Source organism: Streptomyces sp. NBC_01465, assembly GCF_036227325.1.
Taxonomy (GTDB): domain Bacteria; phylum Actinomycetota; class Actinomycetes; order Streptomycetales; family Streptomycetaceae; genus Streptomyces.
On sequence record NZ_CP109467.1, the window covers coordinates 3,678,073 to 3,691,201 of the forward strand.

9 protein-coding genes are annotated in these 13,129 nt (G+C 71.5%); 3 read left to right on the forward strand and 6 right to left on the reverse strand.

Features of this window, described 5'->3' with window-relative positions:
- Window positions 1–41: 41 nt before the first annotated feature.
- Entirely contained in the window at window positions 42–953 is a 912-nt protein-coding gene (locus OG707_RS17350) for an NADP-dependent oxidoreductase (RefSeq protein ID WP_329119209.1), read from the reverse strand.
- A 152-nt stretch (window positions 954–1,105) separates the two neighbouring features.
- On the opposite strand from OG707_RS17350, the gene OG707_RS17355 reads away from it, so the two are divergent.
- On the forward strand, window positions 1,106–2,356 hold the full coding sequence (locus tag OG707_RS17355; protein ID WP_329119211.1) for a helix-turn-helix transcriptional regulator: 1,251 nt from the start codon (window positions 1,106–1,108) through the stop codon (window positions 2,354–2,356).
- Between the two features lie 42 nt (window positions 2,357–2,398).
- Window positions 2,399–4,069: a bifunctional 3'-5' exonuclease/DNA polymerase gene (locus OG707_RS17360; RefSeq protein ID WP_329119214.1), complete on the forward strand. Its 1,671-nt coding sequence runs from the start codon at window positions 2,399–2,401 to the stop codon at window positions 4,067–4,069.
- A 342-nt stretch (window positions 4,070–4,411) separates the two neighbouring features.
- Here the strand turns inward: OG707_RS17360 and OG707_RS17365 are convergent, their stop codons facing one another.
- Both OG707_RS17365 and OG707_RS17370 read right to left on the reverse strand, forming a co-directional pair.
- Window positions 4,412–5,656 carry a hypothetical protein gene (locus OG707_RS17365; RefSeq protein ID WP_329119216.1) on the reverse strand — a complete coding sequence of 415 codons (1,245 nt, stop codon included), beginning with the start codon at window positions 5,654–5,656 and terminating at the stop codon, window positions 4,412–4,414.
- 60 nt (window positions 5,657–5,716) lie between these two features.
- Complete coding sequence (locus OG707_RS17370; RefSeq protein ID WP_329119218.1) at window positions 5,717–6,229, reverse strand: SigE family RNA polymerase sigma factor; 513 nt, start codon at window positions 6,227–6,229, stop codon at window positions 5,717–5,719.
- A 225-nt stretch (window positions 6,230–6,454) separates the two neighbouring features.
- Here OG707_RS17370 and OG707_RS17375 point away from each other — a divergent pair, with 225 nt between their 5' ends.
- Complete coding sequence (locus OG707_RS17375) at window positions 6,455–9,682, forward strand: S8 family serine peptidase (protein ID WP_329119220.1); 3,228 nt, start codon at window positions 6,455–6,457, stop codon at window positions 9,680–9,682.
- Between the two features lie 54 nt (window positions 9,683–9,736).
- On the opposite strand, the gene OG707_RS17380 is transcribed toward OG707_RS17375, so the two are convergent.
- Genes OG707_RS17380 through OG707_RS17390 form a run of 3 tightly spaced genes read right to left on the reverse strand, consistent with a single transcriptional unit; the run spans window position 9,737 to window position 13,075 of the window.
- The gene (locus tag OG707_RS17380) at window positions 9,737–10,237 is read right to left on the reverse strand and encodes a GNAT family N-acetyltransferase (protein ID WP_329119222.1); all 501 of its coding nucleotides are present in this window, start codon (window positions 10,235–10,237) and stop codon (window positions 9,737–9,739) included.
- Window positions 10,230–10,751: a 2'-5' RNA ligase family protein gene (locus tag OG707_RS17385; RefSeq protein WP_329119223.1), complete on the reverse strand. Its 522-nt coding sequence runs from the start codon at window positions 10,749–10,751 to the stop codon at window positions 10,230–10,232. The genes OG707_RS17380 and OG707_RS17385 overlap by 8 nt, the downstream gene beginning before the upstream one ends.
- A 17-nt stretch (window positions 10,752–10,768) precedes the next feature.
- Window positions 10,769–13,075, reverse strand: a complete 2,307-nt coding sequence (locus OG707_RS17390; RefSeq protein WP_329119225.1) for a hypothetical protein — start codon at window positions 13,073–13,075, stop codon at window positions 10,769–10,771.
- Window positions 13,076–13,129: the final 54 nt, after the last annotated feature.

Here is a 13,129-nt window from a genome sequence, read left to right on the forward strand (position 1 = left end):
GAGGGGCTGGATTTTCCCGGATGTGGGCTTGATGGTGCGGCTTACGGCTTCAGGACCAGCTTTCCGCGACCGTGCCCCTCCTCGCTCAGCTGCTGCGCCTTGGCCGCGTCGCCCAGCGGGAAGACCTCCGCCACCTGCACCTTCAGCTTCCCCTCCGCCAGCAGCCGGGCCTGCCCCGCCAGCCCCTTCGCGCGGTCCGCCGAGGACTCCCCGCTGAAGATCACGCCGTGCTCGGCCGCCGCCCTCGGGTCCAGGATCGTGACGATGCGGTCCTTCTCCCCGCCGCGCGTCTCGATCAGCGCCGGCAGATCCCCATGGCCCGCCGCCTCGAAGACCGCGTCCACACCCTGTGGAGCGGCCTCCCGCACCCGGCCCGCCAGGCCTTCTCCGTACGCGACCGGGACCACGCCCCGCTCGCGCAGCACCTCGTGGTGGGCGGGCGACGCCGTGCCGACGACCTTCGCTCCCCGCGCCACCGCCAGCTGCACCGCGACCGAGCCGACCGCGCCCGACGCCCCGTGGACCAGCAGGGTCTCGCCCTCGCGGACGGCCAGGAGGTCCAGTACGCGCTGGGCCGTCTCGCCGGCGACGGGCAGGGCGACCGCGTCCACCCACGACAGCCCGGCGGGCTTGGGGGCGAAGTCCTCGGCGAGGGCGTACTGGGCGTACGCGCCCGTCACGCTCCAGCCCAGCACCTCGTCGCCGACCGCGACCCCGGTGACGCCCTCGCCGATCTCGTCGACCGTGCCGGCGACCTCCAGACCGGGGGTTGCGGGGAGTTCGGTCGGGAAAGCGGCCTGCATCCAGCCGTAACGGATCTTGTAGTCCACCGGGTTGACCCCTGCGGCCGCGACCTTGATCCGCACCTGGCCGGGGCCCGCGTGCACCTCGTCGATCTCCTTGAGGTGCAGTACCTCCGGGCCACCGAACTCCTCAAAAACGATCGCTTCCATGCTGTGCCTCCGTGTGGCCCGTCGTGGTCGGTTCGGGTGCTTCGGGTTCCAGCTTTGATCCTCGCCGCCCTCCGCCCGGCCCGCCTTTCGGACGGTTCGACCTGGCCGGAAGGACAGGGCCGGGGCCAGGTCCCGGCCGTACGCTGGAACACATGGCCGCCATCCCGCTCTCCGCCGCCGTCCCCGTCCTCGAGGCATCCCTCGGCGACATGCTGGGGCGGGTCTCCGCCGCGGTCGCCGCGCTCGTACCGCACCGCGCCGCCGCCGAACTGTCCCCGCACTGCACGCACACGCCGATCAAGTCGTACGGCGACACCGCGCTCACCGGCCGGATCACCGGCGCCGAGCTGGAGCGGATCGCGGAGGGGGCGACGGCCGGGGAGCCCTGGGAGGGGATGGCCAGGATCGGCGGCGCGGATCGGCCGGTGGTCGTCGTCCTCAGCGACAAGACGCACAAGGGGGCGACGCTCGTTCTCGTACGGGACGAGGACGCGGCGCCGGTGGCGGCCGGGCTCGACGACGTACAGGCGCTCTGGGACCTGGTCACCGCGCACTCCGAGCGGTTCACGACCGAGGCCATCCCCGTGAACATGGCCCGCTCCCGGGCCACCGCCTCCGAGCGGGCGCGGATCATCGCCGAGCTCGGGGACGCGCACGCGGCCGCGCTGACCGGGCTCCTCGGGGTGTTGCGCAGCCGGGACCTGGACGATGCGACGGCCAGGGCGCGGGCCACGGAGTACGCGGTGACCGCCCTCCTGGAACAGCGCGCCGAGGCCGACCGCGACAAGGCGCTGAGCGAGGAGCCCGCCGACGAGGCCTTCGAACGGCTCGCGGACTCCCTCGCACCGCTGCTGCGGCACAGTCCCGTACGGCTGGAACTCGGGCCTCCGGTGGAGGAGCGCGGCCGCCCGGTCCCGGCCAACGAGGCGCACGCGCTGCGCGCGGTGGTGCGGGCCGTGGTGCTGTCCGTGATGGAGCAGGCGCCGCTGCAGCGCATCCATGTGGGCTGGCAGGTGGCGGGCGACGAACTGCGCGCGACGGTACGCGACGACGGTCCCGGGGAGCTCTCGTACTGCTCGCTCTCGACCCACCGGGTCAACGAACGGCTCGGCGCGGTCGGCGGGAAGGTGACGATCGACGCGGTGCCGGGGTGGGGCACGACGGTCACGGCCGTCGTCCCGCTGGGCACGCCGGCGCCTGCGGCGGTGGACCCGCTGGGCGGTCTTGGGTCGCGGGAGCTGGAGGTGCTCGGGCACCTGGCGCAGGGGCACAGGAACCGGGCGATCGCCGAGGATCTGCACATCAGCGAGTCGACGGTGAAGTTCCACGTGGCGAACATCCTGACCAAGCTGGGGGTCGGCTCGCGGGGTGAGGCGGCGGCGCGGTTCCGCGAGGCGGCCTGACTTCGAGGGGCATTGTCAGTGGCGGGTGCCAGACTCGATTGCATGATCGAGCGCTGGGCCGTCGCGGCGGCCGAGGGCGGCGGGGCCCACCTCGCGCCCCTCGGCCCCGACGGGCTGCCCACGGGCCCGGTCCTGCACGAGGCGGACCTCGTCGAGTCCGTCCGGAAGCGCCCCGAGGTGGGCCGCTGGGTGTGGCGCTCGACGTACGACATCTATCCACGGCTGCTCGCCGCCGGGGTGCGCGTCGAGCGGTGCTACGACATCGAGGACGCGGAGCTCCTCCTCCTCGGCCACGAGGGCCGCCTGGGCGAACCGCGTTCGGCGGCCGCCGCCTGGGCGCGGCTGCACAACCGCCCCGTACCGCCCGATCCGCCGCCGCGCGCGGCCGAACCGGGCTCGCAGTCCTCCCTCTTCGAACCGCAGCCGGTCGCCGTCCCCTTCGAAGCGCTCCTGGAGGTGTACGCGGACCAGCTCCGGCGCCATGACGCGGCCGAACACCCGGACCGGATGCGGCTGTTGACCTCCTCGGAGTCGGCGGGGATGCTCGTCGCCGCCGAGATGAACGCGTCCGGGCTGCCCTGGTCGGCGGACGTCCACCGCGCCGTCCTCGACGAGCTGCTCGGCGAGCGGTACGCGGGCGGGGGCGAACCGCGCCGCATGGCGGAGCTCGCGGACGAGATCTCGGCGGCGTTCGGGCGGCGGGTGCGGCCGGAGCTGCCCGCCGATGTCATCAAGGCGTTCGGGCAGGCCGGGATCAGGATCAAGTCGACGCGGAGATGGGAGATCGAGGGCATCGACCACCCGGCGGTGGCCCCCCTCATCCAGTACAAGAAGCTCTACCGCATCTGGACCGCGCACGGCTGGGGCTGGCTCCAGGACTGGGTGCGCGAGGGGCGCTTCAGACCGGAGTACCAGCCGGGCGGGGCGGCGTCGGGCCGGTGGACGACCAACGGGGGCGGGGCACTTCAGATCCCCAAGGTCATCCGGCGTGCGGTCGTCGCCGACGAGGGCTGGCGCCTGGTGGTGGCCGACGCGGACCAGATGGAGCCGAGGGTCCTGGCCGCGATCTCGCGCGACCGGGGCCTGATGGAGGTCGCGGGAAGCGAGCAGGACCTCTACACCCGCCTCTCCGACCGGGCGTTCAGCGGCGACCGCGACCACGCGAAGATCGCGCTGCTCGGCGCGGTGTACGGGCAGACGTCGGGCGACGGCCTGAAGAACCTGGCGGCGCTGCGGCGCAGATTTCCGCTGGCGGTTGCGTACGTGGACGACGCGGCGAAGGCGGGCGAGGAGGGCCGGCTCGTACGGACGTGGCTGGGCCGGACGAGCCCGCGGGCGGCGGGGGCGGAGGAGGCCGACGAGGCGGGGGTCCCGCAGGACGAGGGCGACGGGGCCCCGGCCCGCGCCTCGAACGACGCGCGGGCGTGGGGCCGCTTCACCCGTAACTTCGTGGTGCAGGGCAGCGCGGCGGACTGGGCGCTCCTGATGCTGGCGGCGCTGCGGCAGTCGATCGCGGGGGCGGGGCTCAGGGCGGAGCTGGTGTTCTTCCAGCACGACGAGGTGATCGTGCACTGCCCGGAGGAGGAGACGGAGGCGGTGGAGAAGGCGATCCGCGAGGCGGGGGATGTGGCGGGGCGGATCGCGTTCGGGGAGACGCCGGTGAGGTTTCCGTTCACGGTGGCGGTGGTTCGGTGCTATGCGGACGCCAAGTAGGTGCACCCCCACCGGGGCTCCGCCCCGGACCCCGCCTGGTCTTGCGCCTAAACCGGCGCCGCTCTCGCGGAAGTGGTTGGCACGAGTGGGGGTTACTCAATGGCCGCTTGCGGTCCGTTCGGATGCGACACCGGCCAAAATCACCCGCGCATGCAAGCCCACGTCAGGCAAATCAACCCCGTCCGGCGATTGAGGACACGCGGCCGAAGGTCGCGTACGGGGGTGCAGGGGGCGAAGCCCCCGCTTACCGGGGCCCGGGGTCTGGGGCGGGAGCCCCCCACGCGGCGGAGCCGCAGAATGTCACAGCCGGGAAGGGGCGGGGTGGGGGAAGAACCCCTGCCCCTACTGGACCTTGCGCCACTTCGCGTCGATCGCGATCGCCTTCAGCTCGGCCAGCGTCAGGGCCGGCTCCTCGCGCGTCGACGCCGACGTCTGGCTGCCCGTGTTGAACGCGGAGATCACCACCCGGAACCCGTCAGGGCCCACCGCATCCGCAGTCCACATCGCCTGGTCAGCCACCTTCTCGCCCGACCCCTTCTGCACCCCCACCACCGTCCCGTCCGGCAGCGTCGTGACGTCGCCCCGGGGGAAGACATCGTCCATGCCGTTCTGGACGTTGATCTGGACGAGGCTCGCGCCCTTGCCGTCATCGACCACCACGAAGCCGAAGCCCTCCTGACCGCCCTTGTCGGTCACCGCGAGCTTCCCCGGCAGCGAAGCGATCAGCGCCTTCTGGATGCCGGCCGCGCTCGGATCCGTCCTCCGCGGGGTCTCGGACTTCTCCGCGACTGGCTTCAGGTCGGCGATCACCGGCGCCCACGCCTTGGCCGTGACGAACGCCTTCAACTGGGTGGCGGTGAGCGGCGGGTTGTCCCGGCTCACCTGGGCGCCCTTCTCCGCAGGCGCGTTGTACTCGCTCATGTCGACCAGGACGCCCTTGGGCGTGACCAGAGTGGCCCGCCAGTTCTTGGTGGGCTCCCGCTTGTCCGGGTACTCGTACCCCTGGACGACCATGAACCGCGAACCGTCGGCAAGCGTCTCCGTCGCGCACCTGTCGTACGGCACATAGGCCTTCGAGGGGCAGGTCACATACCCGTCGACGACATCGGGGGCCGTCCCCACCGCGTTGAACGAGATCCCGATCTGCGCCTTGCCGTCACCATCGTCGAAGACGACCGACGCGCTCGGCATTCCCGACGGACGGTCCTCCTTCTCCGGAGCCGATCCCGACGCGATCTCCTGGCTCGTCTTCCCCTCCGGGAGAAGCGACTTGAAGATCCTGAGCACCTGCTCCTTGGAGACATGGCCGTCCCCCTTCGCCGCAGGCAGCGGCTTCGGCTTCGCCGGCGCCCCCACCGAGCCGGTCCCCTGCCCCCCGCCCAGGTCGAGCACCCCGCTCGCGTACGCCCCGCCGAACCCCACCAGCGCCAGCGCCACCACGCTGCCGGTCACCGTCGCCGTGCGCCGGCGGCGGACCGTGCGGCGGCCGCGGCGGAGACCGGCGTCGACCAGGGCGGAACGGTCATCCGGTCGGAAGCTCTCGCCGGTGCGGCGGAGCGATTCGCCCAGCTGGTCCTCAAACGGCATGACAAACCTACCCATTCACCTAGTGATGACGTGAAACAGTCCTGATCAGCCCTAAGGGCTCTAGAGCGCCGCGAACTCCGCCAGGCTTCCGCCCAGTTGCTCGCGCAGCTTCGCCAGCGCCCGCACCGCCCTGGTCCGTACGGCGGCCGAGCTCACGTTCAGTGCGTCGGCGGTCTCCTCGATGGAGCGGTCCTCCCAGTACCGCAGCACCACGACCGCCCGGTCCTTCGGCGCCAGCCGCCCCAGCGCGTCGAGCAGCGCCACCCGCAGCGCGGGGTCGTCGCCCGTCACCGCCCCTTCGGGCATCTCCCCGACCGGGCGTTCCGTGGCAGACAGCCGCCGCTGATGGGCGAGGAAGGTCCGTACGAGAACGGTCTGGGCGTAGCCCGCGGGGTTCTCGATCCGCGTGATCCGCCCCCACAGCGTGTACATCCGGCCCAGCGTCTCCTGCACGAGGTCCTCGGCGAGGTGGGTGTCGCCGCTGGTGAGCAGACAGGCGGAGCGGTAGAGATGACCGGTCCGGCCGGCCGCGAACTCAAGGAAGTCCTCCGTACGACGGGACTGTCTCCTCATGCTCCTCATGCGCTTCCTGTCCTCCCCCTGTACGACCCCTGTGCGGCCCCCGTGCGGTCCTACATCTATCTGATGCTCCGGGCCCCCGGAAATGTTTCACCCCTCCTCGAAAAAGCCTCGCGGCGGTTATGTGCCAGGGCGGCTAACCGCCATCGATGGTCGGAGAGCAGGCGCCGGAGCGCATGGCAGATTCAGTGCACCCCGAACCTGTCCCCGGAGGACGTTTTGAGACCCCTCGTGCGTACGGCACTGGCTGCCGCAGTCGTCTGCGCGGCGCTGCCGCCCGGCGTCGCCATAGCCACCGACCAGCCCGCGAACACCACCGCGACCGCGGCCCAGGAGATACCCGCCGACCTCACCGGCGCCCGCTCCGTCACCCTCGTCACCGGCGACAAGGTGACGCTCTACCCCGGCGCGGACGGCAAGCAGCTGACCGCCGTGGAGCCGGCCGACGGCCGCGAGTCGATGCCGTTCGCGACCGTACGGGGCAAGGACGGCCACACCTCCGTCACCCCCGCCGACGCCCAGACGCTCGTCGCCGAACAGCGCGTGGACCCGCGCCTCTTCGACATCACCGGCCTGCTGTCGATGAAGTACGGCGACGAGGACCGCTCCACCCTCCCCCTCATCGCGGAGGACGCGCCCAAGTCCAGCCCCGCGGCGGCCCGTTCGCTCCCCGCCCTCGGCTTCACCACCGGCACGGTGAAGAAGTCCGACCTGGACACGGTCTGGTCGCAGACCCTCAAGGGCGACGGGCACCTCTGGCTCGACGGCAAGCGCAAGGCGCTCGACGACACCAGCACGAAGCAGATCGGCGCCGACAAGGCGTGGGCCAAGGGTCTGAACGGCAAGGGCGTCACGGTCGCCGTCGTCGACTCCGGCGCGGACGCCACCCACCCCGACCTCGCGGGCGCGATCGTCGCGTCGAAGGACTTCACCGGCACGGACGAGAAGGACGGCAACGGCCACGGCACGCACGTCGCCGCCACCATCGCCGGCCGCGGCACCGCGTACCCCTCGGTCGCGCCGGGCGTCTCGCTCGCCATCGCCAAGGTGCTCAACTCCGCGGGCCAGGGCACGGATTCGACCGTGCTCGCCGGCATGGAGTGGGCCGCCAAGGACGCCAAGGCGAAGATCATCAACATGTCGCTGGGCGGTACGGACACCCAGGGCACCGACCCCCTCGAAGCGGCCGTCGACGACCTCTCGCAGTCGACCGGCGCGCTGTTCGTGATCGCGGCGGGCAACGAGGGCCGCAACGGGACCCGTACGGTCGACTCCCCCGGCAGCGCGGACGCCGCACTCACCGTCGGCGCCGTCGACTCCACGGGCGCGCTCGCGGACTTCTCCAGCCGCGGCCCGCGCATCGGCGACTACGGCGTCAAGCCGGAGATCGCGGCCCCCGGCGTCGGCATCGTCGCGGCGCGCGCGACGGGCACCTCGCTCGGCACCCCGGTCGACGACCTCTACACGAACCTGTCGGGCACCTCCATGGCGACGCCGCACGTGGCGGGCGCGGCGGCGATCCTCGCCCAGCAGCACCCGACCTGGACGGGCCAGCAGCTCAAGGACGCCCTGACGGGCTCCGCATCGGACGACTCGTACACGCCCTTCGAGACGGGTGCGGGCCAGCTGGACGTGGCCGCGGCCACCGATGCGACCGTGACGGCGGACCCGGCGAACACGAGCACCTGGGTCAAGTACGGCACCAAGTCGGCGACCAAAAAGGTCACTTACACCAACGGCTCCAACCGAGCCGTAACCCTCCGCCTCTCCGAGGACGCGCAGGCGATCGATCTGGACGACCACTCGGTACGCGTCCCGGCGCACGGCTCGGCGAGCGTGGAGCTGGAGATCGGCGGCCGCCACACGAAGCCCGGCACGTACAGCGGTGTCCTCACCGCGAAGGGCGGCGGCCAGACGGTCCGTACGGTCCTCGGCGCGTACATCGAGCCCGAGGCGGGCGACGTCACCTTCAAGTTCCTCGACTTCAGCGGCGCTCCGGCCACCGGCCAGGCCTGGCCGATCGTCGACATGAAGACGGGCGAGACCGACGCGGTGATCGCCGCGGACGGCACCGCCAACGTCCACCTGCCCGCCGGTGAGTACGCGATGCCGGTGTACATGCGCCTGAAGAACCTGGACGGCAAGTCCACCGCCGTCATGGGGAACGTCCCCGTCACGGTGAAGGCGGGCACCCAGACGGTCACCGTCGACGCCCGTACGTCCTCGCTCATGACCGCCGCGCTGGACGACGACCCGAACGCCGCCATCACCCTCCAGGTCCTCGACCTGGACCGCAGGATGGGCGACATCCAGGTCAACTGGCAGACGGGCGTGAGCCCTTCGTCGGTCACCACGGTCCTCCCCGCGAAGGGCAAGGGCCTGGTCTACCGCCACCACACCACCTTCGCGCCGACCTCCAAGTCCGTGACCAAGAACTGGCGTGCGGACACGGTCGACGTATGCGACGGCGAGTTCCCGGCCGACGCCGACCACCACGCGAGCCTGGCCACCCTGGACCGCACCACGTCGGTCTACCGTTCCACCGCCTGGGCCGCCAGGGCGGTCGCCCTCCAGATGGCGCCCGTCTACCCGGGCGACACCGGCGTCCGCCTGACCCGCTCCACCGTGCCGCTGGCCGGCCCCTTCACGCACTACGTGGAGAACGCCGTCCCTGGCCTGGAGTGGTACCGCATCGTCGGCATGGGCAGCTACTCCACCGGTGTGTACGGCACCTACGACCTGCGCGCCCTGCCCAACGGCCACGAGGAGGCCTTCGGCAACTCCTCCTTCGGCCCGGTCGTCGCATCAGGCGACGCGGTCCGCACCGGCGACACCGCCGCCGTCACGCTCCACAACCCCCTCGCCGACCCGACCCCGGGCCGCATCGGCGTCTCCAGCGGCACGAACACCATGACGCTGTCGCAGAACGGCACCACGCTCGCCACCTCCACGGGCGTCGACGCGTACCCCACGCTGACTGCCGAACTCCCGCGCACCAACGGCGAGTTCACGCTCTCCCTGGACCAGACGCGCGACGGCTGGGCGATGCCCACGAGCGCCCGGGTCACCACCGACTGGACGTTCAACTCCCGCCGTACGCACGGCTCCAAGCCCCAGGACCTGCCGCTGAACTCCCTCCGCATCCAGCCAGAGGCACTGAGCGGCGGCAACCGTACGGAGACCGGCGCGGCGACCACGGCGGTCACGGTGCGCGCCGAGGGCGGCCCGAGGGTCCGGTCCCTGACGGCCGAGGTCAGCTTCGACGACGGCAAGACGTGGACGACGGCCCCCGTCACCCGCAACGCGGACGGCACCTGGACGGCGACGGTCACCAACGTCATGGGCGCCGCCGACCCCGCCAACTTCGCGACCCTGCGCATCACCGCGAAGGACAAGGAGGGCGGCTCGGTCACCCAGACCGTGCACAGCGCGTACGAGATCCGCTAGCCGGACCTCTGCCCCGCACAGCGCCCCGCCGGTGATCCGGCGGGGCGCCCTGCGTCACTCCATCCGGAACTGCAGCGCCGGATACCGGGGCTCGTGGAAGCCCATGTCCCGGTACATCCGGGCCCCGTCGTCCGTGGCGTTCAGATTGATGACGCGCACCTCGGTGTCCGCCTCGAACCACTCCATGAGCGCGTCCACGCAGGCCCGCGCGTACCCGCGCCTGCGCGCCTCCACATCGGTGGCCACGTTGAACAGATGCCCGACCAGCCCGCCGGGGCTGGTGGGCCCGGGTGCGTACCGGTCGCAGATCCCGGCGGCGCAACTGACGATCCCGCGCCCGCCGGGCCCCTCCACAACAAAAGCGGCGAAACTCTTCTCGTCCGCGAGCCGTTCACCGAACCAGTCATGCGCGGCACCCCGCCACGGCGCGTCCTCCGGCCCGGGGTCCCGCCCCATGTCGTAGAACATCTGCACCCGCAGCCGTACGAGCTCGGCGGCATCCTCCACGGTCGCCCGCCGCACCAACTCCCTTGCCCCACCCGCCGATTCATTCATACGGAACATTCTGCGCCGGGAGATCACGCAGTGGGTACGCTTCCCGCTCGCACCACCGCTCCCCGTCCCAGACGATCAGCGCCACCTCACGCACCTTGCTGACGACGGGCAGCATCGGCGCGAGCTCGCGCTCCACCAGGTCGTAGGCGGCGCGCCAGGTCGCGGGCCCCTCGCTGTTGGCGACGGTGAGATGGGGCGCGAGCCCGCCGCTCCCGAAGACACCGCGGTACGGCACGACCTCGGGCCACCGTACGCGGACGGCATCGGTGAGCCCACGTACAAGATCATCCGGCTCGGGCGCCAGATACAGCACGCCCGGCCACCGCCGGAACTCCCGGAACTCCAGCTCGAAGGCGTCCCGGTCCCCGAAGATGCCGGCCAGCTCCCGCCGCTCACCCGCACCGATCAGACTCTCGTGCAGAAACGGATAGAGCACGGTCACATGGGCGGGAAATCCGGCCCGCACGAGCGCATCGGCCTCGGGCACCCGGATGGACAGGGCGGTGTCCCCCACGACGTCGCCCCACCCGCTCACCCGGACTTGACCACGAGGTAGGTCCAGCCGGTCCAGACGCTGCCCATGACCGCTCCCTTGGTGGGCGGCGCATAGTGGCCCCGGATCCGGTACTGACCGTTGGTGGCGAAGAGTTTGAGCGCGCGCCCGTATCCGTACCAGTGGTCGCTGTAGACCGGCACACAGCTCGTCGACGTGACCTTGTGCCAGGCGTGCGAGTAGTAGTGCTCGATGTAGACCGTTCCGCAGCCGCTGGTCGGGGTGGGGCTGACCTTGAAGTCGTAGCCCATGTTCACCTCGCTCTTGCGGAAGACGTGGTACGTCGTGGACCCGATCCGGGTGGTCCCGAGCGGCCACTGCAGCTCGGTCTTGACCGTAGGGGCAAGGACGGCCGTGCGGGACGCGGTGCGCGGGGCGTAGCGGTAGTCGCCGCCGAAGGACGCGCTGAAGACGGTGTTCCGGCTGATCTTGTACGAGCCGGAGAGGTTCCCGTGCGAGTCGACCTTGCCGCTCCTGACCAGCGTCCTGGCCTTGCCGACGGGCGTCGCATAGATCGCCACCGTACGGGAGTTGTACGTGGTCCCCAGGTGGGCCGTGACCTTGACGGTGGAACCGGAGTGGTACGAGGCCGCGTTGGTCGCCACGGTCACGGCGGGGGCGGCGCGCGAGACGTCCACCTTCGCCGTGGCACTGGCGGGGAGGTAGGACGTACCGCCGTCGTAGCGGAACGCGTAGCTGTCGGCGCCGCCGATCTGCGGGGTGTCGTGCAGTGCGAAGGTGCCGTCGGCGGCGACGGGGACGGTTCCGAGGCTGTAGCCGGAGGGGTGGGCGGCGTCGGTCTTGACGACGTGTACGGCGCCGGTGAGGACGTGCGCGTGCGGCCAGCCGAGACTGCCCGTGACGGTGAGCGCCTTCGCGCGCGCCGAGGTGGTCGGCGCGGTGAGCTTCAGCGTGGGCGCGTAGCGCTGGATGGTGACCGGGAAGGTCTGGTCGGAGGCGGTGTAGTGGGTGCTTCCGGAGTACTCGACGCGGTAACTGAGGGCGCCGGTGAGGGGGACGGTGTCGTCGAGGGTGTACCAGGCAATGAAGTTGACGACGTTCGACGGGTGCAGCGTCGGGGTGACCGGCACACCGTCGGGGTGGGCGTCGTCGTAGCGCGTGATGCGCAGGGTGCCCGGGAGGACGCCGCCGTTCACGTTCTCCGGATCGGCCGAGGTCCATGGCACGAACGTGAGCGAGAGAGATTCGCCCGGCGCTGCCGTGGTCCCCTCCACCCGGTAACTCAGCCTGGCAACCGCCGGATGCGTGTCCACGTGCAGGGCCGGCGCGCCTCCGGAAGCGTCTGCGGTCACGGCATACAGACGGGTGCCGTCGGGGGCCCACCGGACGCCGTGCACAGCGATCTCGTCGTCGAAGTCGGCACCGGAGTACTGACCGCCGCCGTCGGACGGGAGGGTCGTGTATCCACGTTCGTAGTTGGAGAAACTGGAAGTCGCCAGTGTGCTGTCCGGCGCCACGGCGACGGCCCTGGCACCCAGGTTGAACCCGAAGCCACCGTTGGTCTCCAGGTCCGACACACGGAACCGGCCCGCGGACTGCCCCGCGCCCGATGTCAGAGCCAGATCCACGCCGTCCGCGGTGACCGCGAGGTCGGTCGGATCCGCAACGTTCAGCGCCTTTGCCGCCTGCCGGGTCAGCGCGCCGTCCACGATCTTGTACGTAACGGCGTCCGCGCCTGCCCCGTCGCCCACAACCCCGGCAAGCTCATCCGATGCAGTCGGCGTGCCGGCCAGCATCGGCGACCCGGCCCAACTCCCGGAATCCTGCCCGAGTTTGACGCCCCCGTCCGCACCGACGGACCCGATCCCACCCGCCCCCGAAGCCCCGTACCCGAACCAGAGCGCACCCCCGGCGACCGCGAGCGAATCGGGCCGGGTGCCGTCCCCGGTGGCGTACCGCGCGGTCTCCGCCAACCCGTCGGTGCTGATCGCGGAGATCGCGTCGGAGTCGGGGAGCGCCGCGTAGAGGGTGGCCCCGTCGGCGGAGAGCGCAAGCCCTGTGGCACCGGGCTCACCGCTGATGGTGGTCGGATTCGCCCCATCGAGATCGGTCACCACGAGGGAGTCGCTGCCCGCACCACCACTGATGAAGACGTGCCCGTGCAGCCCGTCCACGACCATGTGGGAGAAGTGCGCGAGCGGCAGCGGAGTACCGGCACTGTCGCCCGACGAGGCGTACGAAGCCCCGACACCGGGCCCGGCGGCCGCGGTGAGCCCTGCGAGCACGGCGACGGCGGTCGCGAAAGAAAGGCGTCTGCGCCTCACGGAAGAGTCCCCCCTGGGATCCCGGTGCGCACAACATGCACACACGTCGCGCAC